21 protein-coding genes and 2 pseudogenes are annotated in these 25,447 nt (G+C 69.7%); 6 read left to right on the top strand and 17 right to left on the bottom strand.

Annotation, left to right across the window (positions count from 1 at the left end):
• Positions 1 to 89: 89 nt before the first annotated feature.
• A pseudogene (dnaE, locus tag SSQG_RS18090) lies at positions 90 to 3,711 on the bottom strand (DNA polymerase III subunit alpha).
• An 88-nt stretch (positions 3,712 to 3,799) separates the two neighbouring features.
• Between dnaE and SSQG_RS18085 the strand changes: the two are divergent.
• Both SSQG_RS18085 and SSQG_RS18080 read left to right on the top strand, forming a co-directional pair.
• Entirely contained in the window at positions 3,800 to 4,729 is a 930-nt protein-coding gene (locus SSQG_RS18085; protein ID WP_003991253.1) for a LysR family transcriptional regulator, read from the top strand.
• Between the two features lie 195 nt (positions 4,730 to 4,924).
• Positions 4,925 to 5,959 carry an SGNH/GDSL hydrolase family protein gene (locus SSQG_RS18080; RefSeq protein ID WP_106434180.1) on the top strand — a complete coding sequence of 345 codons (1,035 nt, stop codon included), beginning with the start codon at positions 4,925 to 4,927 and terminating at the stop codon, positions 5,957 to 5,959.
• 328 nt (positions 5,960 to 6,287) lie between these two features.
• On the opposite strand, the gene SSQG_RS18075 is transcribed toward SSQG_RS18080, so the two are convergent.
• Both SSQG_RS18075 and SSQG_RS18070 read right to left on the bottom strand, forming a co-directional pair.
• Complete coding sequence (locus SSQG_RS18075; RefSeq protein ID WP_003991250.1) at positions 6,288 to 6,689, bottom strand: nuclear transport factor 2 family protein; 402 nt, start codon at positions 6,687 to 6,689, stop codon at positions 6,288 to 6,290.
• A complete protein-coding gene (locus tag SSQG_RS18070; RefSeq protein WP_003991249.1) occupies positions 6,686 to 7,684 on the bottom strand; it encodes an NADP-dependent oxidoreductase in 999 nt (332 codons plus the stop codon). Before SSQG_RS18070 ends, SSQG_RS18075 begins: the two co-directional genes overlap by 4 nt.
• A gap of 122 nt (positions 7,685 to 7,806) precedes the next feature.
• On the opposite strand from SSQG_RS18070, the gene SSQG_RS18065 reads away from it, so the two are divergent.
• On the top strand, positions 7,807 to 8,682 hold the full coding sequence (locus SSQG_RS18065; RefSeq protein ID WP_003991248.1) for a LysR family transcriptional regulator: 876 nt from the start codon (positions 7,807 to 7,809) through the stop codon (positions 8,680 to 8,682).
• 63 nt (positions 8,683 to 8,745) lie between these two features.
• Here the strand turns inward: SSQG_RS18065 and SSQG_RS39260 are convergent.
• Both SSQG_RS39260 and SSQG_RS42765 read right to left on the bottom strand, forming a co-directional pair.
• Positions 8,746 to 8,916 (bottom strand): annotated as a pseudogene (locus SSQG_RS39260) (DUF397 domain-containing protein); the annotation flags it as partial.
• A gap of 34 nt (positions 8,917 to 8,950) precedes the next feature.
• The gene (locus SSQG_RS42765) at positions 8,951 to 9,070 is read right to left on the bottom strand and encodes a hypothetical protein (protein WP_244299166.1); all 120 of its coding nucleotides are present in this window, start codon (positions 9,068 to 9,070) and stop codon (positions 8,951 to 8,953) included.
• A 161-nt stretch (positions 9,071 to 9,231) separates the two neighbouring features.
• Here SSQG_RS42765 and SSQG_RS18060 point away from each other — a divergent pair, with 161 nt between their 5' ends.
• Together SSQG_RS18060 and SSQG_RS18055 are read left to right on the top strand one after the other, a co-directional pair.
• Entirely contained in the window at positions 9,232 to 10,080 is an 849-nt protein-coding gene (locus tag SSQG_RS18060) for a hypothetical protein (protein WP_003991246.1), read from the top strand.
• A gap of 78 nt (positions 10,081 to 10,158) precedes the next feature.
• Positions 10,159 to 12,219, top strand: a complete 2,061-nt coding sequence (locus SSQG_RS18055) for a pectinesterase family protein (RefSeq protein WP_003991245.1) — start codon at positions 10,159 to 10,161, stop codon at positions 12,217 to 12,219.
• Between the two features lie 73 nt (positions 12,220 to 12,292).
• Here SSQG_RS18055 and SSQG_RS18050 read toward each other — a convergent pair whose 3' ends face one another.
• From SSQG_RS18050 to SSQG_RS18035, 4 genes are all read right to left on the bottom strand, one after another.
• On the bottom strand, positions 12,293 to 13,327 hold the full coding sequence (locus SSQG_RS18050; RefSeq protein WP_039933026.1) for a glycoside hydrolase family 5 protein: 1,035 nt from the start codon (positions 13,325 to 13,327) through the stop codon (positions 12,293 to 12,295).
• 141 nt (positions 13,328 to 13,468) lie between these two features.
• Complete coding sequence (locus SSQG_RS38220) at positions 13,469 to 14,269, bottom strand: hypothetical protein (protein ID WP_052310299.1); 801 nt, start codon at positions 14,267 to 14,269, stop codon at positions 13,469 to 13,471.
• Positions 14,270 to 14,402: 133 nt separating this feature from the next.
• Entirely contained in the window at positions 14,403 to 15,641 is a 1,239-nt protein-coding gene (locus SSQG_RS18040; protein ID WP_039933024.1) for an LmeA family phospholipid-binding protein, read from the bottom strand.
• 58 nt (positions 15,642 to 15,699) lie between these two features.
• Positions 15,700 to 17,529 (bottom strand): bifunctional metallophosphatase/5'-nucleotidase, encoded by a 1,830-nt coding sequence (locus SSQG_RS18035; RefSeq protein WP_003991241.1) that lies wholly within the window; start codon positions 17,527 to 17,529, stop codon positions 15,700 to 15,702.
• Between the two features lie 144 nt (positions 17,530 to 17,673).
• Here SSQG_RS18035 and mshD point away from each other — a divergent pair, with 144 nt between their 5' ends.
• Positions 17,674 to 18,612 carry a mycothiol synthase gene (gene mshD / locus SSQG_RS18030; protein ID WP_003991240.1) on the top strand — a complete coding sequence of 313 codons (939 nt, stop codon included), beginning with the start codon at positions 17,674 to 17,676 and terminating at the stop codon, positions 18,610 to 18,612.
• Between the two features lie 15 nt (positions 18,613 to 18,627).
• Here mshD and SSQG_RS18025 read toward each other — a convergent pair whose 3' ends face one another.
• The 8 genes from SSQG_RS18025 to SSQG_RS17990 all read right to left on the bottom strand — a co-directional run bounded on the left by SSQG_RS18025 (position 18,628) and on the right by SSQG_RS17990 (position 25,373).
• A complete protein-coding gene (locus tag SSQG_RS18025) occupies positions 18,628 to 19,308 on the bottom strand; it encodes an NAD(P)H-dependent oxidoreductase (RefSeq protein ID WP_003991239.1) in 681 nt (226 codons plus the stop codon).
• 57 nt (positions 19,309 to 19,365) lie between these two features.
• Positions 19,366 to 19,698: an ArsR/SmtB family transcription factor gene (locus tag SSQG_RS18020; protein ID WP_039933023.1), complete on the bottom strand. Its 333-nt coding sequence runs from the start codon at positions 19,696 to 19,698 to the stop codon at positions 19,366 to 19,368.
• A 75-nt stretch (positions 19,699 to 19,773) separates the two neighbouring features.
• On the bottom strand, positions 19,774 to 21,246 hold the full coding sequence (locus SSQG_RS18015; RefSeq protein WP_003991237.1) for a sensor histidine kinase: 1,473 nt from the start codon (positions 21,244 to 21,246) through the stop codon (positions 19,774 to 19,776).
• Positions 21,243 to 21,980 (bottom strand): response regulator transcription factor, encoded by a 738-nt coding sequence (locus SSQG_RS18010; protein ID WP_003991236.1) that lies wholly within the window; start codon positions 21,978 to 21,980, stop codon positions 21,243 to 21,245. Before SSQG_RS18010 ends, SSQG_RS18015 begins: the two co-directional genes overlap by 4 nt.
• 84 nt (positions 21,981 to 22,064) lie before the next feature.
• Positions 22,065 to 22,250 (bottom strand): hypothetical protein, encoded by a 186-nt coding sequence (locus SSQG_RS18005; RefSeq protein ID WP_003991235.1) that lies wholly within the window; start codon positions 22,248 to 22,250, stop codon positions 22,065 to 22,067.
• A gap of 33 nt (positions 22,251 to 22,283) precedes the next feature.
• Positions 22,284 to 23,342: a S1C family serine protease gene (locus tag SSQG_RS18000; protein ID WP_003991234.1), complete on the bottom strand. Its 1,059-nt coding sequence runs from the start codon at positions 23,340 to 23,342 to the stop codon at positions 22,284 to 22,286.
• 113 nt (positions 23,343 to 23,455) lie between these two features.
• The gene (locus SSQG_RS17995; RefSeq protein WP_003991233.1) at positions 23,456 to 24,478 is read right to left on the bottom strand and encodes a LacI family DNA-binding transcriptional regulator; all 1,023 of its coding nucleotides are present in this window, start codon (positions 24,476 to 24,478) and stop codon (positions 23,456 to 23,458) included.
• Between the two features lie 115 nt (positions 24,479 to 24,593).
• Positions 24,594 to 25,373 (bottom strand): winged helix-turn-helix transcriptional regulator, encoded by a 780-nt coding sequence (locus tag SSQG_RS17990; RefSeq protein WP_003991232.1) that lies wholly within the window; start codon positions 25,371 to 25,373, stop codon positions 24,594 to 24,596.
• Between the last annotated feature and the right edge of the window lie 74 nt (positions 25,374 to 25,447).

Here is a 25,447-nt window from a genome sequence, read left to right as displayed (position 1 = left end):
CGGGGGGTTTCGCAGCCCGGCGTTGCGGGGTGCCGCTGCGCCCACCCGTGCCGCCCCAAGCGGCACGACTGCCCGCAGCTGGGGTGGCGTCATGTGAGGCCCAGCCAGGCGTCTGCGCCGAAGGTGCCCTTTACGTCGGAGGCGACGGTGGTCGGGTTCACCGTGGTGTCCAGGGCGTACACGGTCGTCGTGCGGGAGCCCCGGACCCGGAGCTGCACCGGAGTGTCCCCGGGATGGTCGGCGAGGATCCGCTTCAGTTCGCTCACGGACTGCCGGGTGATCCGGTGCGCGGGCAGGGCGAGATGGACGGGCGGCCTGCTTCCCTGGTCGGCCGAGGCGACGTCCAGGACGGCGAGTTCCCTGCCGAACAGGTTCAGCGTGCCGTCCCGGTCCTCGATGCGGCCCCGTACGGAGACGACGTCGTCCTCGGTCAGCGCGTGCTGGACGAGCTGGTACACGGCGGGGAAGAACAGCACCTCGATGCCGGCGTCCCGGTCCGTGAGCTGGACGACCGCCCAGGCGTTGCCCTGCTTGGTCACCTTCCGCTGGACGCCCGTGATCAGCCCGGACAGCCGTACCTCCCCGGACGTACGGCCGGAGGCGAGGAGCTCGGCGACGGAGCAGTCGCGGGCGGCGGCGAGGATCCGCTCGGCGCCGTCCAGCGGGTGGGCGGAGACGTAGAGCCCGAGCATCTCCCGCTCGGTCGCCAGCAGTTGACGGCGCGGCCACTCCTCCTCGGCCACGGCGAAGTCCAGGCCGAAGGCCGGGGCGGCGTCCGCCTCCGCCCCGCCGAGACCGGCGAAGAGATCGTCCTGGCCGAAGCTCGCCGCCTTCTTCACCGGGATCACCGCGTCCACGGCGGCCTCGTGCACGGCGGTCAGGCCCTTGCGGGAGTGCCCGAGCGAGTCGAAGGCGCCCGCCTTGATCAGTGACTCCACCGCCCGTTTGTTCAGGGCCGGCAGGCCGGCCTTGTGCAGGAAGTCGGAGAACGAGGTGAACCGCCCCCCGCGACGACGGGCGTCGATCACGGCCTCGATGACACCGTCCCCGACATTGCGCACGGACCGCAGCCCGAACCGCACGTCGTCGCCGACCGCCGTGAACTCCGCGACCGACTCGTTGATGTCGGGCGGCAGCACCCGGACGCCGTTGGCCCGGGCGTCGGCGAGGTACAGCGCGGCCTTGTCCTTGTCGTCGCCGACCGAGGTGAGCAGGGCGGCCATGTACTCGGCGGGGTAGTTGGCCTTGAGGTAGGCCGTCCAGTAGGAGACGAGGCCGTAGCCGGCCGTGTGGGACTTGTTGAAGGCGTAGCCGGAGAACGGCAGCATCACGTCCCAGAGGGCCCTGACCGCCTCGTCGGAGTAGCCGTTCGCCGTCATGCCGCCGTGGAACTTCTCCCACTCGGCGGCCAGCACCTCGGGTTTCTTCTTGCCCATCGCCCGGCGCAGCATGTCGGCGCCGCCCAGGGTGTAGCCGGCGAGCTGCCGGGCGACGGCCATGATCTGCTCCTGGTACACCAGCAGGTGGTGGGTGGGGCCGAGGATCGGTTCCAGGGCTTCCCGCAGCTCCGGGTGGATCGGGGTGGCGGCCTGCTTGCCGTTCTGGCGCAGGGCGTAGTTGGTGTGCGCGTTGGCGGCCATCGGGCCCGGCCGGTACAGGGCGTTGGCCGCGGCGATGTCCTCGAACCGGGTGGGAGCCATCAGCTTGAGCAGGGCACGCATGCCGCCGCCGTCCAGCTGGAAGACGCCGAGGGTGTTGGCCTCGGCCAGCAGCCGGTAGGTGCGGGCGTCGTCCAGTGGGATGACGACGGTGCCGGGGTCGCCGCCCGGATCGCCTCCGGCGCCGTCACCGGGGTCGACGGTGGCCAGCCGGACGCCCCGGTTCTCCCGGACGTTCTCGATGGCCTGGTCGATGACGCCCAGGTTCCGCAAGCCCAGGAAGTCCATCTTCACCAGGCCCATCGCCTCGCACGACGGGTAGTCGAACCCGGTGATCCTGGCCCCGTCGGAGGCCCGCAGATGCAGCGGGATCCGGTCGGTCAGCCGCGTCTTGGACAGGATCACGGCGGCGGCGTGCACACCGGTCCCGCGCGTCAGCCCCTCCACACCCCGGGCGGTGTCGATCACCCGCGCGACGTCCGGCTCGCTCCCGTACATCTGCCGGATCTCACCGGCCTCCGGATACCGCGCGTGGGACGCGTCGAAGAGGGCGTCCAGCGGGGCGGACTTGCCGTTCTGGTCGGGCGGCAGCGCCTTGGTGATCCGCTCGCCGTGCGCGTACGGATACCCCAGGATCCGCGCCGAGTCCTTGATGGCGTTCTTGGCCTTGATCTTGCCGAAGGTGTTGACCAGGGCCGTGTACTCGTCGCCGTACTTGTCGATGACGTACCGCACCATGCGGTCGCGCTGCCGGTCGTCGAAGTCGAGGTCGACGTCCGGCGGGTTGATGCGCTCGGGGTTCAGGAACCGCTCGAAGAGCAGCCCGTGTTCCAGCGGGCACAGCTCCGTGATGCGGGTCGCGTACGCGACGAGCGACCCGGTGGCCGAACCGCGCCCCGGGCCGAGCGGGATGCCGTTGTCCCGGGCGTACCGGCAGATGTCCGCCACGACCAGGAAGTAGGAGCTGAACCCCATCGGCCCGATGACCGCCATCTCGGTCTCGAACCGCTCCAAGGACGTGCGCGGGGACCGGGTCCCCGTAGCGGAGGGCGAGCCCCGCGCGGACCTCCTTCCGCAGCCACGACTCCTGCGTGTCCCCCTCCGGAACATCCGGGAACCGGGGCATCTCATCGACATGGTCGAAGACCTCGGCGTACGACTCGACGCGCTCGGCGATCAGCAGGGTGTTGTCGCAGGCGCCGGGCAGGTCGGCGAAGAGGGCGCGCATCTCGGCGGCCGACTTCAGGTAGTAGCCGGTCCCGCTGAACCGGAAGCGGCGCGGATCGTCCTTGTTCTTGCCGACGCCGATGCACAACAGGTTGTCGTGGGCGTCGGCCTGGTCCTCGGTGACGTAGTGCGCGTCATTGGTGGCCAGCAGGGGAAGACCGAGCTCCCGGGCGAGCCGCAGCAGCCCGTCGCGGACGTCGCGTTCGATGGCCAGCCCGTGGTCCATCAGCTCCAGGAAGTAGTTCTCCCGCCCGAAGATCTCCTGGTAGGCGGCAGCGGCTTGCTTGGCCTCCTCGTACTGACCGAGTCGCAGCCGGGTCTGCACCTCCCCGGAGGGACACCCGGTGGTGGCGACGATGCCCTCGGGCCACCGGCTGATCAGCTCCCGGTCCATCCGGGGCTTCCCGGCCGGGAACTGCCCCTCGTAACTGGCCTGTGTACTCAGCCGGAACAGATTCCGCAGCCCCGTCGCGCTGTACGCCCACATGGTCATGTGGGTGAACCGCCCACCGCCGGAGACGTCCTTCGACCCCTCCCCGTCCTCCCCGACGGCCCGCCGACCACCGGGCCCCCAGAACTCCTGCTTCCGCGAGAACCGGGAGGAGGGAGCGACGTAGGCCTCGATCCCGATGACGGGCTTGACCGCAGGGTGCTCCTTCGCGGTCTGTGCGAACTCGTGGGCCCCGAACATGTTCCCGTGGTCGCTCATCGCGATCGCGGGCATGCCCTGCCGCTCCACCTCGGCGAACATCGGCCTCAGCTTCTGCGCGCCGTCGAGCATGGAGTATTCCGTGTGGTTGTGCAGATGAACGAAGGAACTCGGCATCCTCGATATGTAATCGGTCTGACCTCGGCCGATCAAACAACCTCGACGTGGTTGCAACAACTACTGTTTGTACTACTAGGCTGCCGCCGTGGACCTCAAAGCAGTACGGGCATTCGTCGCGATCGCCGACGCCGGGCAGTTCCAGAAGGCCGCCGTGGATCTGTCGCTCACCCAGCAGGCGGTGTCCAAGCGGATCGCCGCGCTGGAGAAGGACCTCGGTGTGCGGCTGCTGGTCCGAACCCCGCGAGGAGCGGACCTCACCATCGACGGACAGGCACTCCTGCCCCACGCCCGGGCGCTGCTCCAGGCGGAGGAACGCGCGCTCGCCGCCGTACGCCCCGGGGACCGCGCACTACGCGTGGACGTCGTGGGGCGCCGGGCCGCCACGGCCGGTCTGGTACGGGACTTCCACCGCGCGCACCCGGAGATCGCGCTGGACATCGTCGCCCTGTTCGGCGCGGACGCGGCGGTGACGGCTGTGCGCGACGGCGCGGTGGACGCCACGTTCCGCGCGACGACGATGCCCGGGCACCGGCTCCCGGACGGCATAGCGGCCGTCTCCGTCCTGGACGAACCACTGCGCCTGTGCGTAGGCCCCGACCACGAGTTCGCGCGCGCACCCTGGGTCACGCCGGCGCAACTGGCCGGGCACCGGATATGGATGCCCGGCAACACGCCGGGGACGGAATGGTCCGCCTACTACGACGACCTCGCCGCGACCTTCGGCCCGACCATCGACGCGATAGGGCCCAACTTCGGCGTCGAAGCCCTCCTCGACACCATCGCGGCCTCCCCGACCCTGTCGACGTTCCTCAGCGAACGCACCCCCCTGGTCTGGCCGGCCGACCACGACCTCCGCCTCGTCCCCGTACTGAACCCGACCCCGGTCTACCCCCACTCCCTCCTCTGGCGCACGGACAACCCGCATCCGGGCCTGGCAGCACTCCGCGACCACCTGGTGGCTACACGCCCACGGTTGACGGAGGGGGAGGTGTGGAAGCCGGCTTGGGCAAGGTGAGGTGCTGCGTCCGTCGGCTGTCCGTAGCACGTCTCTTCGCTGTCAGAGGTGGCCACCCGGCGCACTCGCCGTGGCCCAGAAACTCAGGACAATACGCTCGAGTGGTTTACCCGGCGCACCCGTCCGCAGAGCACCTGACCTCAAATACCTTCATTCCGTAGTCATTTGACTACGTTGAGTGAATGGAGATCGCGGATGCGTTCGACGTTTATGGGGGCACTGGCCGTGGGGCTCACGCTGGCGGTGTCCGCACTTGTGCCCTCGGGCTCCGCTGGTGCGGCTGATCAGTATGAGTGGGCCGCGCTGGGCGACTCGTACACCGCCGGCGGGTTCGTCGGAGACCCGCAGCCCCCGCTCGGCGATGCGACACGGGACGGCTGTGACCGCACCACCGACGCCTACCCCGGCGTTGTCGAGAGGGAGCTCGACGAGTTCCCGCCGGGCAAGTACGTCCACCTGACCAACGTCAGCTGCGGCAACGCCACCATCGCCGAGATCGCCGACACCAAGCAGACGCCGATCAGCCCGGTCCAGCCCCCCGCCGAAGGCTGGCCCGCAGTGGACCCGCAGATCCAACGAGCGAAGCTCAACGACAAGACCGACATCGTCACCATCGGCGTCGGCGGCAACAGCCTGCCCTTCGGCGGCATGCTCCTCAAGTGCCTCGAACTGGGCGCGACGCCCGGCAAGTCCTGCCGCGAGTACTACACCAGTCCTCCCGAAGGCGAGGAGAGCATCCAGGACAAGCTCGCCAGGGTCCAGGACGAGTACATCCACATGCTGGCCAAGGTGCACGAGGCCGCACCCAACGCCAAGGTGATCACCGTCGGCTATCCGGCCGTCCTGCCGCAGGAGGGCAGTGCCTGCAACCGCCTCTCCCTCACCGAGCTGGGCGCGATCAAGCACGCCGACGTCGACTGGCTCCGTGACAACGTCCTCAAGCCGCTGAACAGCACGATCCAGCGGGTTACGTCGTTCTTCGGCGACCGCTACGTCGACGTCTACTCCTCCAGCGTGGGCCACGACGCCTGCCAGCCCGCGGGCACCAAGTGGGTCGAGGGAATCTGCGGCGACGCCGAGGACTACTGGCCTGACAGGCTCCCCGGCACCCTGCTGAACTGCGCTCCCATCAACAAGCGTGTCACCCTGGTCCACCCCAACACCCAAGGCCACGCCAACACCGCCGCCCACGTCGAACGAGCCATCCGCATCGCCCTCCTCGACCACTGACCAGCAGGCCGAACCCGGCAGGTGCCAGAGCCACGGCACCTGCCGGGTGCGGCGGTACTTGCCGAAGACGTAGCCCCGGTCGGCGTCCAGCCGCCGGGGTCCGCGTCGGGGAGTCGGGTGCCATTGGAGCACTTGGGCCACAGGCTCCAGCCCGCCCCAGAGTCCTGCGCCAAGGCCTTGACCCAAACGCTCCACTCTCCACCCCAAGCGCTCCGCTCCCGCCCCCGCACGCGTGAACCAGCCGTGCTGTTCGTCGTCGGCCCCATCGGTAGCCGGGCGCCGTCGGCAGGCATCCGATGATCCGCCGGGCGCACTGCCTGGCCTCGCCCTACAAGGCGTTGTCCAGCGTCAGGGTGAGCTCGGCGATCCGCCACCTACCGTCGGACCGTCGCAGGCTGAACGTGTAGACCCCGGTCGAGATCATCTGGATGCTCTCGCCGGTGTTCCTCGTCTGCAGCAGATGGGCCCGCACCTCGGCGGTGGCGGCGTCCGTCGTCGTGACCACGACGCTACCCAGGTGGTGCCGCACCCTTCCGGTCTGGGCCGTGTGCCCGTCACGGATGAAGTCGAGCACCGCCGCGCGTCCGGCGACCGGGCCGAGCACCCCCTGTCCGGGCATCGTGAAGGTCCAGGTGGTGTCCTCGGTCAGGACCGCTTCCAGCTCGGGCACATTCAGCTCGTCCAGGGCGTGGGCGTAGTTCGCCACCGCCTGCTGGAGTTCGGCGATCACGAGGCCACCGTCAGCACGATCTTGCCCTGGATGTGGCCCTGCGCGGCTCGCGTGTGTGCGCTGACCGCTTCGGACAGCGGGTAGGTGCTGTCCACCCCGACCTGGAGCTTGCCCTCATCGAACAGGCGCCCGATCTCGGCGAGCTGAGGGCCGTTGGAACGTACCTGAATGTTCGAGACGGCGATGTCCAGACGCGCCGTCTCTTCCGGGTCGTACTGGGCGAAGAACACCGGAAGCATGGTGCCTCCGCGCTTGAGCACGGTCAGGAAGCGTGAGCTGTCCGGGCCACCGACGGTGTCGATCACCAGGTCGACGCCGCTGACCACGTCCGCGGCCCGTGTCGTGGTGTAGTCGATGAACTCATCGGCGCCGAGCTTGCGCAGGAACTGCTCGTGCCGGCTTGAGGCCACCGCGATGACGTGTGCCCCCTTCCATTTCGCCAGCTGCACCGCGAAGTGACCCACTCCACCAGCGGCCCCGTTGACCAGCACGGTCATCTCTGGCGTGATCGGCACCGGCTGGTGCACCTGGCCGGTGAACGGAGACGGCACGTCGTGGCCGAGATCAACCAGGTACTGCCAGGCCGTCAGCACGGCCATCGGCGCCCCGGCCGCCTGTACGTGGTCGATACCGGCCGGCTTGTGAGCCAGGTCCGAAGCCGGCGCGGCCACGTACTCGGCGTACGTCCGGCCGTCGAATCCCGGGAACCGCAGCATGCCGAAGACCTCGTCACCGACGGCGAACCCCAGCACGTCCGGAGCGACCGCCTCGACCACGCCCGACATGTCCGTTCCAGGGATCAGGGGGAACTCCAGCGCCGGCCTCATCTCGGCCGGCATGACCTTCATCCCCTCACGCAGGTACCAGTCCGGCGGGTTGATGCCCGCCGCGTGCACCCGGACGAGCACCTCGCCCGGGCCGATCTCGGGAACCGGCACCTCGTCGTACCGCAGAACTTCCGGCCCGCCCGCCTCGTGGAACTGGATCGCCTTCATCGCGCCTATCGCTTTCTCAGGGAAACGTTGCTCCTTCAGTCAAAGCCCGGGATGGCATGGCCGTCCAAGACCGGTTCGGCAACCTGATCATTCCGAAACGGCATGACGCGTACCCTGCAAGGGTGAACGATCTCGGACAGGACCTGGAACTGCGGCTCGTGCGCTACTTCACCGTGGTGGCGGCGCACCAGCACTTCGGCCGGGCCGCCGCCGACCTGCACGTAGCCCAGCCGGCGCTGAGCCGCCAGATCCAACGGCTCGAGAAATATCTCGGCACACGACTGCTGGACCGCACCCCCCAGGGCACCCGGCTCACTCCGGCCGGCCAGACATTCCTCCCCCGGGCCCAAGCCCTGCTGCAGGCCGCCCGCCAGGCCGAACTGGCCGTGCGTGAACAAGCCCAGACCGAACGAATCACCATCGGTTACGTCGAAGACCTGGTGATCACTGCCGCCGTACGGGAACTGCGCCGCCGTCACCCGGACGCCGAGATCGCCACCCGGTACATGAGCTGCGGCGACGTCGGCGCACTGCCCGACAAGCGCGTCGACGCCCTGATCGCGCGGGCCCCGCTGCCGCTCGCCGCCGACGACGTGTTCACCACCCCGCTGTACGAGGAGCCCCGGATGCTTGTGGTCCCCCGCGGCCATCCCTTGGCCGACCGCGCGTCGGTGACCGCGGAAGAACTGGCCGGCGAAGAGGCGGCGCCGTGTGCGTTCGAGACCGCAGACTGGACTTCCTACCGGATCCTCGGGGCCGGCGTGCCGCCGATCGAGAGCTACGAGGACAAGCTCGAACTCGTCGCGAGTGGCGAGGCGATCGCCGTCCTACCGGTCGGCGATCGGCGTAGCTCACTGCGTCCCAACCTCGTCACCGTCCCGATCGAGGGCGCTCCCCCCAGCCAGGTCGTCCTGGTCAGCCGCAAGGGCGACCCGAACCCAATGATCAGGAATCTCCGGCTGGCCGCCAAGGCCGTCCTGGCCACCCCGGCAGCCTGACCGGAACCAGGCCGGGCGATGACCACGGGCGGCAGGTCTACCACGCAGCACCGAGCTCTCGTCCTTGACGCCGGCCAGGAACGACGCCCAGGGGCTCGTGCCGAACACGAGTATCGGGCTGTGGGGGAGTTTGCTGTCGCGGACCGGGACTATGCCGGGGTGGTCGTCGGAGACCTCGAGGCAGTTGTTGTCGCCCCCGTCGCTGTAGCTGGACTTGCGCCAGGTGAGCTTCATGATCTGTGCTCCTCCAGTACGTCCCTGATGAACGTCAGCGAGTCCGACGGGACAGCGCCAGATCCCGCAGCAGATCGTAGGACAAGCGGTGGTGCAGAACTTCCTCTGGATCGTCCAGCAACAGCCCGCTGCTGTCACCCTCCGTGTAGGCCACAGCACTGCCGTCCTCCTGCCACAGCAGGGTCCGATAAGGCAGGACATGACCCCCTCCCAGCTGTCAATGTCCTGTCGTACCCATCAGTAGCGCAAACTCCTGCCCCTGCTCTGACATCTTCACTGCCGTCACAGAACCGCAAGCAGGAGTGAGCCCCCCACATGCGTCTCATTCGCACGTCAACTCTCAAAAAAATCAGCACAGTTGCAGCCACCACCGCCCTCGCCATAACCGGTCTCCTGGCCGGCGCGGGGACCGCCACCGCCGGCCCCGCCGGGGCGACCGACATCCGGGGTGTCGACCCCGGGGACACCGACCGGATGATCGAGCGGCTCTGCGGTCAGGAGACGAGCCTGACCGGCGTCTACGGCGCCCTGAACGTCGACACCGGTGAGTTCAAGACCCAGGACGAGTACCTGCGGGACGTCTTCGGGCTGTGGAAGCCCGCCGGGCCCTGGGAGCTGTTCCGGGGCTGGTGCGGGTACGCCGAGGCGTCCACCTGGTCCATCAAGGGCGACACCGTCCGTACGTCCCGGTGGATCGGGAACAAAGGCTCGGCCGACGACAAGGAGACCTTCGTCAGCAGCTACAGCACCAAGACCTTCGCCAAGAAGAGCGTCGGCGGCACCATCAGCCTCTCCCTCGCCAAGAGCATCTTCAGCGGAACCGTCGGCGGCAGCGCAGGGTACGAGTGGGGCTGGGAGAAGGAGTCCAAGTTCGAGACCCGGAGTGAGAAGACCATTCCGCCCTGTCGGCAGGTCGCCGTCACCTGGACGCCGTACCAGCGCGTGGTGCGCGTGAACCCCGTCTTCCAGGTCGAGGACTACCAGTGGGACAAGGGGGACGGGGAGAAGACCGTCCACAGCTGGCGTGACCGGGGTTACCAGACCATCTACTCGCACGGGTATTACATAGACGGCATCTCCGACAAGCTCCTCCCCGACGGCCAGCCCGACGGCCGGGAGGACAAGGTCGAGGAGAAGCTCGATCCGAAGTCCTGCACCCAGTAGGTGAGATACCCCGGCAACCTTTCCGTGTGGGGCGGCGACTGGTCAGCGGTCATTCCCCCACACGGATCGGATCGCCGCATGAGTGAGCCGCGCAGCAAGGCCCGTCATCGTCACCGCAGAAGCCGCACCGCCCTGGCGGCCGGAGTCCCGCTGGCCCTGACCGCCGCCGGCGCCCTCGCCTACGGCATCACCGACCTCGGCGTCCTCGGACAGGCCTCGGCGGCGGAAGCCGTCCCCACCTGGGCCGCCGACACCGCCGACGGGTTCGCCTCCGTCAACTCCCTCGGGCAGAACGGGACGTACGGCGGCCGGGGCGGCAAGACCGTCACGGTGAAGACGCTCGCCGACCTGGAGAAGTACGCGACCGCCGCCGAGCCGTACGTCATCGTCGTCGCCGGGACCATCGACATGAACCCGGTCGGCAAAGAGATCAAGGTGCAGTCCGACAAGACCATCGTGGGTCAGGGGACCTCCGGGCACCTCGTGGGCGGCGGGTTCTTCCTCGGCCAGGGCGTGCACAACGTGATCATCCGGAACCTGACCATCCGGGACTCGTATCAAGGGATCTGGAACGACAAGGATCACGACTTCGACGCCCTCCAGATGGACGGCGCGCATCACGTCTGGATCGATCACAACGATCTGCGGCACATGGCCGACGGGCTGATCGACGTCCGCAAGGACAGCACGAACGTGACCGTCTCCTGGAACAAGCTGAGCGACAACAACAAGACGTTCGGCATCGGCTGGACCGAGAACGTCAAGACGGACATCACCATCCACCACAACTGGATCCGCGAGACCGAGCAGCGCAACCCGTCCACCGACAACGCCGCCCACGCCCACCTCTACAACAACTTCCTCGAGGACGCCCCGGGCACGGACATCGGCTCCTCGTACGGCAACTACTCGCGCGGCGCGACGAAGATGGTCCTGGAGAACTCCTACTTCCAGGGCATCAAGAACCCCGTCATCAAGGACGGTGGCGCGGCCGTCGTGCAGCGCGGCAGCGTCTTCTCCGGGACCAGCGGAAGGAACGAGAGCGGCGGGACCGCCTTCGATCCCAAGGCCTACTACGCCTACGCCCTCGACCAGGCCGCCGATGTGCCGTCGGTCCTCAGGTCCGGTGCCGGGCCCCGTGCCACCATCGGTACGACGGCCGCCGCCACCAAGGCCGCTGCCGCCACCACCCTGACCGTCGCGGCGGACGGCAGTGGTCAGTACCGCACCGTGCAGGCCGCCGTGAACGCCGTGCCGGCGAACAATCCGTCGCGGGTCGTGATCGCCGTGAAGCCGGGGACGTACCGGGAACTGGTGAAGGTGCTGGCCAACAAGCCGCACGTCACCATTCAGGGCACGGGCGGGAGCCGCAAGGACACGACGATCGTCTACAACAACGCGGCCGGTACGCCCAAGCCCGGTGGCGGTACGTACGGCACCGGCGGCAGCGCCACCGTCGCCGTCGAGGCCGACGACTTCCAGGCCCGGAACCTGACCATCTCCAACGACTTCGACGAGAAGGCCAACCAGAGCCTCAGCGGACACCAGGCCGTCGCGCTGCGGACCGCCGCCGACAAGGTGTTCCTGGACGGGGTCATCGTCAGCGGTGACCAGGACACGCTGCTCGTCGACACCGCCGCCAAGGACAAGCTGGGCCGGGTCTACGTCAGCGACTCGTACGTCATCGGGAACGTCGACTTCATCTTCGGGCGGGCCACGGCCGTCGTCGACAAGTCCGTCATCACGCTGAAGAAGCGCTGGGACGGCACCTCGGCCGGGTATGTCACCGCTCCGAGCACCGCCGCCAACCGCAAGGGCATCCTGATCGCCAACTCCACGGTGAACGGCGACGTGTCGAACGGCAGCTTCTACCTCGGCCGGCCCTGGCACGCGGGCGGTGACGCCTCGCTCGACCCGCAGACCACGGTCCGCAACACGAGCCTCAGTGCCGCGGTCAAGTCCACGCCGTGGACCGACATGAGCGGTTTCTCGTGGAAGGACGACCGGTTCGCCGAGTACAGGAACACCGGCGCCGGGGCGGGGAGTGCGAGCAGCAACCGTCCGCATCTGAGCGATGCGCAGGCCGCCGACCAGGAGGTCGCGGACTGGCTCGCGGGCTGGACGCCTTCGGCGTCCTGACGGCTCCCTTCCGGGTTCGGCTGACGAGCGGCGCCGAACCCGGAAGGGCCACCATGGTGATCCTTGGAGATCCTTACTGCTTCCAGGCGTAGTGCAGCCGGTCCAGGCCGCTCTGGTTGTTCACGGTCAGGCTGAGGTCGGTGCCCGTGCCCTGGAGCGTGGTGAGGGAGTAGGTGTCACCGTTGCGCAGGCCGGGCCAGTAGACCGAGCCGAGGCCCAGCTCCCGGATGGTGTCGGTCGCGGCCTGTATGTAGGCGATCTCGTTGGAGCTGCCCACCGGGCCGTTGTAGTCGAGGCCGGTGGTCATCGAGGCGCCGAACTCGTCGAGGATCGTGCGCGAGGCGCAGTCGCCGATACGGGACTTGAAGTCCGCCTTCCACTGGTCGACGCTGGTCCAGTCGGTGTGCCAGAAGCCGTAGTTGTGCAGGGCGAGGCGGACGCCCTTGAGGCGCGGGTCGGCGCAGACGGGCTTGACGTCCTCGCTGTACTTGTAGCCGCCGATGAGGACCCGGTCGCGGGGCACGTTGGCGTGGGCGGTCACCCACTTCGCGGCGATGTCGGTCCACTCCTCGGCGGTGTAGCCGAACGGCTCGTTCATCGGCTCGAAGTACACCTTGGAGTTGCCGTTGTAGGCGGAGGTGATCCGCGCCCACATCTGGTTCCAGGAGGCCTGGTCGTCGATCTTGCCGTCCTTGGCGTTGTCGGCCTCCCAGTAGCCCAGGATGACCTTGAAGCCCTGGGCGGTGGCGGCGTCGATCGCGCCCCGGTACGACTTCCAGAAGGGTCCGTTCACAGAGGTCGGGTTGACCGGGAGGCGGACCGTGTTGGCGCCGAGCTCGGCGAAGCCGCCGATGATCGCCTTGGACTTGGCGTAGGTGGTGGCGTAGCTGTCGGAGGTGGCGAGGCCCGAGGGCACGACCGCGTCATGCGCGTAGTTGTCGCGCGGGTCGGCCCAGTTGACGCCCTTGAAGTCGCTGACGGGCGGCGGTGTGGCGGGACGGGAGGCCGGCGAGGCGGCAGCGGGGGAAGCGAGAGCTCCGCCGAATGCCGTGACGCAGGCCAGCAGCGCCCCCGCGCAAGCTGTCCCGCGATGGTTCTTTTGAGACACGACATCCCCTTCTGAGCAGTGCGAAGGCGAGCGGTCACGGTCGGACCGCTCAGTGGAGCACGAAACTAGAAGGGGACTCGAACAGAGGTCAACACTTCTGCACACAAAGTTTCACCCAGGGACCCGCGGGGCCCAGCGGCCTCAGGAGGACTTCTCTCCGTCCGAGGACGACGACGACATGTCCTCCAGGTTCTGGCGGGCCTTCTGGGAGAGCTGCTTCTTCCCGGCCAGCACGTCCTCGTAGAAGCGCGCGCCGCCGACCTTGGCCATCGGGAAGTCCTCGTCGAACTCCTCCGCCTCGTGGTAGGGGTCGCCCTGCTTGGTCAGCGCGCTGCGCATGGCCTTGCCGGCCCCCGGGAACCTGCGCTCCTCGGACTCCTTCATGACCCCGTAGAGCATGGCGGCGGCCCGCTTCTGCGTGGCGCTCATGCCGGCGAGGAGTTCCTCGTCCAGGGCTTCGCCGCGCACGGCGGCCGCGACCATGGGCTCGTGCTCGGCGTCCAGGGCCTGGACGAGCTCGGTGTACGTGGTCCCGAGGTCCTCGCTGCCCGGGTGCTGGGTCTTCTTGTTCGACGTGATGTACGGGCCGGCGCCCCGGCCCTTGTTCACGGTGTACGGGCCGAAGGGGCTCTGTCCGGGGCCGTACGTGGGCGCGGCCTGACCGCGTTTCTTCGCCCGCTCGTTGGCCCTCCGCAGCCGGCTGAGCCCGTCCATGGGCTTCTCCTCGGCGGGGCCGGCACCGTTGCCGCCCTGGGGGCTGCGCTGGACGGCCACGAAGGCGGCGTTCCCGGCGGAGTTCTGGAGGGACATGGCCGCGTCCGGCGTCATCCGTCCCGCGGCTGCCAGCCGGGCCGCCTCGGGGCCGGTCGCACCCGGCCGGAGGAGGGGCCGGTGGTCGTGCGCGTCCGCTTCCGACTCGGGAGACCGGCCGTGCCTGCGCATCCGCATCATCCTCATCTCGGTCCGGGCGTACCCCGCCAGTCTCCGCGGCGGGTGCGGGGCACGGCAGTGCCCGGGGGCCAGACTTTCGGGCACGCTCCGCTGCGCGAACGGCCGTCCACGCACGGCGTGCGGCTCAGCCGCCCACGGACAGCCCCGAGCCCGACACCCGCACCCGGATGCCGTCCTTCCCCACCCGCACGTCCTGCAGCCGCACGTCCCCCTGCTCCGGCTTCGGCAGTTCGAACGCCAGGGACAGCCGGTCGGCGAGGACCGGGCGGGTCAGGCCGGACAGCTCGTCGAGGAGGTCGGGGTCGAGACCCAGGCGGCGCATCACGTCGGGGTTGCTCAGGGCCAGGTCGATGAGGTTGAGGCGTTCGGCCTGGCGGGCGAAGCGCGGGGTGCCGGTCAGCTCGGCGAGCTTGCCGTCGTCGGCGAGGGCCTCCTGCACGGTCGCCTCGGGCACGCCCATCCGCTCCACGATGGCCGGGACCGACAGCAGCGCCTTGGCCTTCCGGGTCTCGCGGGCGAGGTCGGCGCCGGCCTTGGGCGTCAGGTGCAGGCCCTCCGAGGCGCGCTTGCCGGGGCGGTAGGTGGCCAGGTCGCCGATGTCGAGGCGCATCCCGCCGATCTCCGTGGCGATGCCCCGCTCGCCCTGGCGCTGGATCCGGGCCTCGGCCCGCAGCCGCAGGTCGTGGCCGGCGACCGGCAGGGTGCCGTCGGCGTGCACCCGGTCGCGGCCCTCGCCGGTGAACGTCACCTGGGAGGCACCGAGTTCGCGGTTGAGGTCCTCGAAGGACAGCACGACGTCCCCGTCGAACCGGGGGATCTGCGCGCCGCGCACGGAGGTCAGTCCGTCGGCGTTCAGCCGGATGTCGTGGGCGGTGGCCGACACCTTGGCGAGCGAGACCCGGTCGGCGGCGACGTCCGGGACGGTCACCTTCACCGAGTCCAGCCGCTTGTCGGCGAGTTGGGTGAGGAAGGGGAAACCGCCGATCTCGACCTCGGGCGCCGCCGCCAGGTCGAGGCGGTCCTTGAGCGTGTCCGCGGCCCGGTGCTCGGCGTACAGCAGGGCCCAGCGGTCGCCGAGGGCGGCGAAGGCCGCGATCACGAGGAGGGCCACCACCGCCTTCACGGCGAGAGGCAGTCCGGCGAAACGATTCCGCTTACGCCGTCCGCCCCGGCGGTGGTCGGGTGGCGACCACTGAGGCTCCTGCTCGTCCGGCTGCTCGGCGTCCTCGCCGAGGAACTCCTGCAGAGGGGTCGCCTCCAGAGGTCCGTCGTCGAGGGCGCCGAGTTCTTCGTAGGGGTTGTGAGCTCCCTCGGAGGGCTGGTCGTGGCGGTGGTGCGTGTCCATGCGGTGGGGGGTGCGCATCGTCTCATCCGAACATGCGCACCGCCCCCGCTCGCAACCTGAACCACAGGTATGCGATTTACTTCACGATCGCGATGCGGTCCGCCTTCGGCGGCGTCATCGGGTTCGTGGCCGAGGAGTTGGCCGTCATGTACTGCTCCAGCGCGGTCAGGTCGTCGGCGCCCACGACGTCTCCGGTGCCCTGGCCCAGCGTCGGGAAACCGTCGCCGCCGCCCGCGAGGAAGCTGTTGGTCGCGACGCGGTAGGTGGCCGCCGGGTCGATGGCCGCGCCGTTCAGCTTGACGCTGTCGGTGACCACGCGGTCGGCGCCGGACTTGGTGAGGTCCAGCGTGTAGGTCAGGCCGGAGGACACCTGGAGCACCTTCGGGGCCGCCGCGTTGGCGCCGCTCACCTGCTCCTTGAGCACCTGGATCAGCTGCGCGCCCGTGAAGGTCTGCAGATTCACGGTGTTGGCGAACGGCTGCACCGTGAAGCCCTCGGCGTACGTCACGACACCGTCGCCCTCACCGGCCTTCGCCGCGTACGTCAGCGGCGCCCGGATGCCGCCGGGGTTCATCAGCGCGAGGTCGGTCTCCGGGTCGAGCTGCTTGCCGTGGGCGAGCTGGGCGTCGGCGATGAGGTCGCCGAGCGGGGACTCGGTGCCGGTGTTGCCGATGTCGCCGGAGATGTAGCCGATCGCGCGGTTGCCGATGGGCGCGGCCAGGGTGTTCCACTTGCTGATCAGCTGCGTCATGTCGGGCGCCTTGGGGACGTCCCGGGTGACCACGCGGTTCGCCGACTTCACCGCCGTACGGGCGATGTCACCGGTCTTCCGGTCGTACGTGAGCGTGGTGTCCGTGTAGAGGCGGCCGAAGGACGCGGCCGAGGTGACCATGCGGGGCTTGCCCGCCGGGTCGTCGATGCTGCACACGTACGCGTTGTGGGTGTGGCCGGTGACCAGCGCGTCCACCTGCGGCGTGACGTTCTTGGCGATGTCGACGATCGGTCCGGAGACGCCGTCGCCCGCGCCCGGGGAGTCGCAGTCGTAGTTGTACGACGACGAGGCCGGGAAGCCGCCCTCGTGGATGAGGGCGACGATCGACTTCACGCCCTGCTTCTGGAGCACCTTGGCGTACTTGTTGATCGTCTCGACCTCGTCCTTGAAGGCGAGGCCCTTGACGCCGTCGGCGGAGACGATGTTCGGGGTGCCCTCCAGGGTCACGCCGATGAAGCCGACCTTGACGCCGTTCTTCTTCCACACCCAGTAGGGCTTGAGGATCGGCTTCTTCGTCTTCTCGTCGAGGACGTTGGCGGCCAGGTAGGGGAAGTCGGCGCCCTGGAACTTCTCGTCCGTGTAGCAGCCGTCCTTCGGGTGGCAGCCGCCGTTCTGCAGGCGGGCCAGCTCCCCCGCGCCCTCGTCGAACTCGTGGTTGCCGACGGAGGTGACGTCGAGGTCGAGCTTGTTCAGCGCCTCGATGGTCGGCTCGTCGTGGAAGAGCCCGGAGATCAGCGGGGAGGCGCCGACCATGTCGCCGCCGGCCGCGGTGACGGAGTACTTCTGGCCCTTGCGGGCCTCGCGCAGGTGCGTGGCGAGGTACTCGACACCGCCCGCGTCGATGGTCTTCGTGGTGCCGTCGGGCTGGTTCTCGGTGACCCGGCCGGAGGAGCCGGCGGGCGGCTCCAGGTTGCCGTGCAGGTCGTTGAAGGACAGCAGCTGGACGTCCTGGTAGCGGCCGGGCCAGTGGCCGCCCTTGCGGTGGTCCTCGCCGGCGGAGGCCGACCCCGGCAGCGCCGCCGCGGCCAGGACGCCGACGGTGGCGGCACCGGCGGCGAGAGCGACGAGACGGGCCGTACGACGTCTGCGGCGCTCCTGGTGCGCCGACGCCGCTGCGGGTGAAGTGGCTGGCATTCGCCCCCCTGGGTGACTGCTGGGACAGTGATGTCGTCCGGCGCAGCCTAGAGTCAACGCGCGTAGCGCGACAGGTGTTTCGTGGTTACATCCTGGTTGCCTTTTGCCGCCGATTTGCCCGTGGGGCCCCGTACCCTCGTACGCATGACCAGCGACGACACCGTACGGCCCGGCCGTAACCGCTCGATCGACACGTATGCCGCGCTCTCCGCGGAACAGACCGAGGCCGTCCTGCGGCTGCTCGACGAGGCCGCCGCCACCGACGGTCAGCAAGCGGTGTCCGAGCAGGGCCGGTTGCAGTTGCGGGGCGGGGAGCGCGAGGGCGTGTCCCACCTGCTGCTCACCGTCGAGGCCGGCGAGGGACGCGAACTCGTCGGCTACGCCCAACTGGAGGACACCGACCCGGTGGAGCCGCCGGCCGCCGAACTGGTCGTGCACCCCGGACACCGGGGGCAGGGGCACGGGCGGGCCCTGGGCTCCGCGCTGCTGGGCGCGTCCGGCAAGCGGTTGCGGGTGTGGGCGCACGGCGGGCACTCCGCGGCCCGGCATCTCGCCCAGGTCCTGGGGCTGACCCTGTTCCGTGAACTGCGTCAGATGCGGCGCCCGTTGGCCGACTTCGACGCGCCCGAGCCGGTCCTGCCCGAGGGCGTCACGGTCCGTCCCTTCGTCCCCGGCCGGGACGACGCGGCCTGGCTCGCGGTGAACGCCGCCGCCTTCGCCCACCACCCCGAGCAGGGCTCCCTCACCCAGCGGGACCTCGACGACCGCAAGGCCGAGCCGTGGTTCGACCCGGCGGGTTTCTTCCTCGCCTTCCGCGGCGACGAACTCGTCGGCTTCCACTGGACGAAGGTGCACGCGCAGGAGGGCCTCGGGGAGGTGTACGTCCTCGGCGTCGGCCCCGGCGCCCAGGGCGGCGGACTCGGCAAGTCCCTCACGACGATCGGCCTGCGGCACCTGGCGCGGCGGGGGCTGCCGACGGCGATGCTGTACGTCGACGCGGACAACCTGGCGGCGGTGTCGGTGTACGAACGGCTGGGGTTCGTGACGCACGAGGTGGATCTGATGTACCGGACGGAGACGTGAGGGGCCCGGCCCGGCTCAGCCCACAGGGGCCGGGCGCTCCGCCGCGACCCGTGCGACGGACTGCCTGACCTGGTCCAGCGCCGCCGCTCGTTCCTCGTCGGTCATGCGGGCCGGGCCGTAGGTGATCACCGGTTCGAGGACCTCGAAGCCGACGAACTCCAGCATTCCGCGGTGGATGTGGAACAGGAAGTCGTCCATCGGGCCGAAGGCGCCACCGGGCCGGAACGACTCGGTGGGCCCGCCGGTCGTGAACAGCAGCATCGCGCGCTTCCCGGCGAGCGCGGCCTGCCCGAACAGCCCGTGGTCCCCGCCGAAGACCCCGCCCATCACGAAGACCCGGTCCACCCATCCCTTGAGGACGGCGGGCAGCGAGAACCACCACAGCGGGAACGACAGCACGAGCAGGTCGGCGGCGAGCAGCCGGTCGAGATGGGCCCTGACGGCCGCGTCGAGGGTGCCCTCCCGCACCGCGCGCATCTGCTCGGCCTGCGGCTTGAACGGGCCGTCCACCGGCGCGAACTCCTCGCGGGCGAGGACCGGGGCCCAGCCGTCGGCGTAGAGGTCCAGCACGTCGACGCGGTACCCGGCCGCGCGCAGGGACTCGGTCGCGGCCGTCATCTGGGCGGTGCTGAAGGAGCGGGGCTCGGGGTGGGCGTGGACGATCAGCGCGGTAGGCGCAGCGGAGAAGGTCGACATGATGAGATCATATCGACGTATCGCGATTCGTCAATTTGTTTAGCGGGGTCGCTCAGGTCAGAGGCTGGTGCCGATCTCCCGCGCCAGCTGTGCCACCCGCTCCTCGTCGCGCCGGTAGTGGGTCCACTTGCCCACCCGGGTGGGGCGCACGAGTCCGGCACGCTCGAGCGTGCTCATGTAGCTGGAGACCGTCGACTGCGCGAGTCCCGCCTTCGCCTGGATGTGCGTGACGCACACGCCGACCGACCGGCGGTCCGCGATCGGCTCGTACTCGCCGAAGTGCGCCTCGGGATCCTTCAGCCACCGCATGATCTGAAGCCGGGCGGGGTTGCCTAGGGCCTTGAACACCTCGATCAGCTCACCTTGGTCCAGTCCCGCCGTCGCGGCCATGCGTCACCCTTCTCGCCCGGGAGCCGGAGAGTCCGACATTCCGACACACCACGATATCTCGATGCCGGATCCGTCCTATTCCGCGGCGAGGGCCGGGTCCTCCGGCGGCGGCAGAGGTGCCCCCGGAAGCCGTACCGTCGCCACCGTGCCCCCGCCCTCGGCGCGGGACAGCGACACCTCGCCCCCGGCCTGCTGCACCGTCCGCGCCACGATCGACAGGCCGAGCCCCGAGCCCGGCATCGCCCGTGCGCTCGGGGAGCGCCAGAAGCGGTCGAAGACGTGGGGGAGTTCGTCGGCGGGGATGCCCGGGCCGTGGTCGCGGACCGTCAGGACACCCTGGGACAGGCGCACCTCGACCGTGCCGCCCTCCGGGCTGAACTTCACCGCGTTGTCCAGGATGTTGACCACCGCCCGCTCCAGCGCGGACGGCTCGGCGCGCACGAACCAGGGCTGGACGTCGGCCGTGATCGTCAGCTCCGGGCCCCGCAGCCGCGCCCGCCGCAGCGCCGACTCGACGGTGTCGTGCCAGGCGACGATCTGCGTCCGGCCCGCGTGCTGGCCGGTGTCCGGCCGGGACAGTTCCTGGAGGTCGCCGATGAGCGCCGCCAGCTCCGTCATCTGTGCCTTCACCGACGCGAGCAGGGCCTTGCGGTCCGCCTCGGGGATGGGGCGGCCCGTCTCCTCGCTGCGGGTGAGGAGTTCGATGTTGGTGCGGAGCGAGGTGAGCGGCGTACGGAGTTCGTGGCCGGCGTCCGCGATGAGCTGTTGCTGGAGGTCGCGGGAGCTGGCCAGGGCGGAGGTCATCGAGTTGAAGGAGCGGGACAGGCGGGCCACCTCGTCCTCGCTGGCGTCGTCCACGGGGATGCGGACGTCCAGATCCTCCGTGCGGGCCACGTGCTCGACGGCCTCCGTGAGTTTGTCGACCGGGCGCAGACCCGCCCGGGCCACCATCAGACCGGCCGCCCCGGCGCCCATCACCCCGACGCCGGAGACCAGCAGGAGGATCAGCGCCAGTTCGTTGAGTGTGGACTCCGTTCCCTTCAGGGGCACGGCGATGACCAGGGCGTAGTCGGCGGCCACGCCCTGCTGGAACGGGCCGTCCTTGACGACGACGGCCGTGGTCAGCACGCGCACCGAGTTGCCGTCGCTGTCGGTGCCGTTGCGCAGACTGATCTTGGTGGGGTCGGGGTTCTTGGCCACGTTCTTGTCGCTGCTCGTGACCTTCACCTGGGGCATGAGATTGCTGAACAGGCAGACCCTGCCGTCGGACCTGACCACCTGCGCGTAGGTCTGCGGCCGCGGCGCTCCGCCGAGGGTGTTCGACGGCTTCTGGGGACACGTCTTCGTCAGCGCGTCGAAGTCGTCCGCCTGAATCGTGCGGAACGACGACTTCAGGTCCCCGTCCACCTGGTCGTACAGCTTCCCCTGCACGATGAACCAGCAGGTCACCGACACCGCCGCCACGGCGAACGCCACCGCCGCCGCCACCAGCAGCGCCAGCCGGGACCGGATCGGCAGGGAGCGGAACCGGCGTACGGCCTTGTTCACTCCGCGCCGCCCTGCCGCAACACGTAACCCACGCCCCGCACCGTGTGGACGAGGCGCGGCTCACCGCCCGCCTCGGTCTTGCGGCGCAGGTACATCACGTAGACGTCGAGGGAGTTGGACGACGGCTCGAAGTCGAAGCCCCAGACCGCCTTGAGGATCTGTTCCCGGGTCAGCACCTGGCGCGGGTGCGTCAGGAACATCTCCAGGAGCGTGAACTCCGTGCGGGTCAGCTCCACCTGGCGGCCGCCCCGCGTGACCTCGCGCGTCGCGAGGTCCATGCGCAGGTCGGCGAAGGTGAGGGCGTCCTCGTCGGCCGGGCTGCCCGCGCCCATGGCGGCCGCGTAGGAACTGCGGCGCAGCAGGGCGCGGATACGGGCGAAGAGTTCGTCGAGTTCGAAGGGCTTGACCAGGTAGTCGTCGGCGCCCGCGTCCAGTCCGGTCACCCGGTCCCCGACCGTGTCGCGGGCGGTGAGCATCAGGATGGGTGTCGTGTCGCCGGTGGCGCGGATGCGGCGGGCGGCGGTCAGGCCGTCCATGCGGGGCATCTGGATGTCGAGGACGACCAGGTCGGGCCGGTAGGCCGCGGCCTTGTCCAGGGCGTCCGCGCCGTCGACGGCGACCTCCGTGCCGTACCCCTCGAAGGCGAGGCTGCGCTGGAGTGCTTCGCGTACCGCCGGCTCGTCGTCGACGATCAGGATGCGCTGGGGGTCACGGTCGCCGTCTGCGGGGCTCATGGGTCGGGGTCCTCGGGGTGGGAAGGGGAGGGGCGCACTGACGCTCTCAGCCTCGCACGGCGGCGGGGTGAGCCGGGAGGAGTGTCAGCCGCGTGCGCTGCGGCGCCTGGCCCGCTTCGCGGTGGCGGCCCTGCGGGGCGCGCGGGGCGCGGCGGGCGCCACCTCCGGAGCCCGCCCCGCCGGCGCGTGCAGCTCGTACGCCACCGCCAGTGCCAGCCTCACTCCCGCCGCGTCTCCGCCCGGCTCCGTGTGCGCGACCTGCTGGATCATCGCCTTGCTCCTCGCTCCTGGGGCCCGTGGTTCTCAGTCGGTCGCACCGGCCCGCAGCTTCGCGAGGTCGGCCTTGACGGTGTTGATCGGTATGGCGAAGCCCAGTCCGACGCTGCCGGCGCTGGAGGACGAGGAGGCCTGGCCCGTCGGCGAGTACATCGCGGAGTTGATCCCGATGATGTTGCCGTTCATGTCGATCAGCGCGCCGCCGGAGTTGCCCGGGTTGAGTGACGCGTCGGTCTGGAGCGCCTTGTACGTCGTCGTGTCGGAGCCGGTGTCGCCGTTGAACTGCCGCCCGCCGAACTCGAACGGCCACTGGTCACCGCCCTGCCCCTGTCCCTGGCCCTGCCCCCACTGCTGCTGGCCCTGCCCCTCGTCGGTGGGGACCGTGACGTCACGGTCGAGGGCCGAGATGATGCCGCTGGTGACGGTGCCGGACAGCCCCTCGGGGGAGCCGATCGCCACGACCTGGTCGCCGACCTGGAGACCGGAGGAGTCGCCGAGCGTGGCCGCCTTCATGCCGGAGGCGTTCTCCAGCTTGATCAGCGCCAGGTCCTTCTTGCTGTCGGTGCCGACTACCTTCGCGGTGTACGACTTGCCGTCGTTGGTCGTCACCTTGATCTGGGAGGCGCCGGAGACGACGTGGTTGTTGGTGACGATCTCGCCGTCACCGGTGATGATCACGCCGGAGCCGGTGGAGGAACCGGCGTTGGAGTCGGCGCTGATCTCGACGATGCTCGGGCTGACCGCCTTGGCGACGCCGGACGTGGTGCCCTTCTGGCTGGACGGCACCACGTTGGTGCTGGTGGAGCTGGAGGCGACGGTGTCGTTGCCGGTCAGCTCCTGGATGCCGTAGGCGGTGCCGCCGCCGACCGCCGCGGCGACGATCGCCACGGCGGCGAGCAGGGCCACCGGGCCCCGGGGGCGCTTCCTCGGAGCCGGAGCCGGAGCCGGAGCCGGAGCCGAAGTCGAAGTCGGAGCCTGTGCCGGGGTGTACGCCGGCGGGGGCGGCCACTCGGGGTTCACCGGGGCCTGCTGCTGACCCTCGTAAGGGTTCTGGTTCTCGCCACTGCGGTGGAAGCTCTCGGTCATGTCTCAGAGCTTGTCGCCCGACCATGAGAGCTTCCTGAGTGCTCCCTGAGAAGCCCGACAGAACCTCGTATGCCCGATATAAAGCCGCCCGGGCGGGGTCCTCGGGCAGGGTTCTAGGGGCAGCCGCAGGACCGGCGGATCACCAGGCGTGACGGGAACACCTTCAGCCGCTCCCGGCGTGCCCCCGCCACGCGCAGACCGTCGTCGAGGACGAGGTCCACCGCCGAGCGGGCCATCGCGGAGCGGTCGGAGGCGATCGTCGTCATGGGCGGGTCGGTCAGCGCCGCCTCCTTGATGTCGTCGAAGCCGGCCACCGCCAGCTCGCCGGGGACGTCGATGCGCAGCTCGCGCGCCGCGCGCAGGAGGCCGATCGCCTGGTCGTCGGTGGAGCAGAAGATCGCCGGCGGCCGGTCGGGGCCGGAGAGGATCTTCAGGGCGGTCTGGTAGGCGTCGTAGCGGTTGTAGAGGGCCTCGAAGAGGCGGCCCTCCGTGGAGACGCCGGCTTCGTCCATCGCGCGCCGCCAGCCCTCGACGTGGTCGGAGACCGGGTCGCCGACCGCGGGGGTCTCGGCGATGCCGCCCATACAGGCCACGTACGCGTGGCCGTGCTCCAGCAGGTGACGGACGGCGGCCTGGGCGCCGCCCAGGTCGTCGGTGACGACGGCGACGTCGTCCATGGCCTCGGGCCGCTCGTGCAGCAGCACGACCCGGGCGTCCCAGGCCTCGATCTCGGCGGCGGCCTGGTCGTTCAGCGCGTGGCTGACGAGGATCAGTCCCGAGACCCGCATCCCCAGGAAGGCGCGCAGGTAGTGGACCTCGCGCTCGCTCACGTAGTCGGTGTTGCCGACGAGGACCATCTTTCCGCGCTCGGAGGCGGCCTGTTCGACCGCGTGCGCCATCTCCCCGAAGAAGGGCTGGCGCGCGTCCGGGATGATCAGGCCTATGAGGTCCGTACGCCGGGACGCCATCGCCTGGGCGACCCGGTCCGGCCGGTACCCCAGCTCCTTGATCGCGGCGAGGACACGCTCGCGCGTGGCCGGGGCGACCGGCCGGGGTCCGTTGTTGATGACATAACTGACCACGGCAGTGGAAGTCCCTGCCAGTCTCGCCACATCATCCCGAGTCACCTTTGCCACGCGCGGAGTCTACGCGGATATACCGGGCCTGGGCAGGGCGGAAAGGAGCTTCCGTAGGATTTCCCGGCGATATTGAGATTACCGTTCGATCCTCATGCCGCGTTTTCGCGTCTCTTTAAGCCTCGGCGCGGGATTTCCCGGCGTCCAGGGCGGCCGACTCGTCCGCGTCGTCCCGCTTCGCCATGGCGGCCTTGGCTTTCGCCTCCTCGGCGGCGCGCTCCACCTTCTCCGGCGTAACGAATCGATAACCGACGTTCCGGACGGTGCCGATCAGCGACTCGTGCTCGGGCCCGAGCTTGGCGCGCAGGCGTCGTACGTGCACGTCGACCGTGCGTGTACCGCCGAAGTAGTCGTAGCCCCAGACCTCCTGGAGCAGCTGGGCGCGGGTGAAGACCCGGCCGGGGTGCTGCGCGAGGTACTTCAGGAGCTCGAACTCCTTGAAGGTCAGGTCGAGGACCCGGCCCTTGAGCTTGGCGGAGTACGTCGCCTCGTCGACCGACAGGTCGCCGTTGCGGATCTCCATGGGGGAGTCGTCGCTGACGATCTGCTGCCGGCCCATGGCCAGCCGCAGCCGGGCCTCGACCTCCGCGGGGCCCGCGGTGTCGAGGAGGACGTCGTCGATGCCCCAGTCCGCGGTGACGGCGGCGAGACCGCCCTCCGTGACGACGAGGACGAGCGGACAGCCGGGTCCGGTCGAGCGCAGCAGCTGGCACAGGCTGCGGACCTGTGGCAGGTCGCGCCTGCCGTCGACGAGGATGACGTCGGCACCCGGGGTGTCGACGAGCGCGGGGCCCTCCGCGGGGGCCACTCGCACATTGTGCAGGAGCAGGCCGAGCGCGGGGAGCACCTCCGTCGACGGCTGGAGGGCGTTGGTCAGGAGCAGCAGAGAACTCATACGTCTGGTTCCTCCTCGGTCCCTGCGAGGACGTTTGTTGGCAACAGCACAGCTCTGCGATCCCGAAGGCCCCG

This window comes from Streptomyces viridochromogenes DSM 40736 (genome assembly GCF_000158955.1).
Classification (GTDB): Bacteria; Actinomycetota; Actinomycetes; order Streptomycetales; family Streptomycetaceae; genus Streptomyces; species Streptomyces venetus.
The sequence above is the reverse complement of the archived record's forward strand: the minus strand, read 5'-3'. Positions and strand labels throughout refer to the sequence as shown.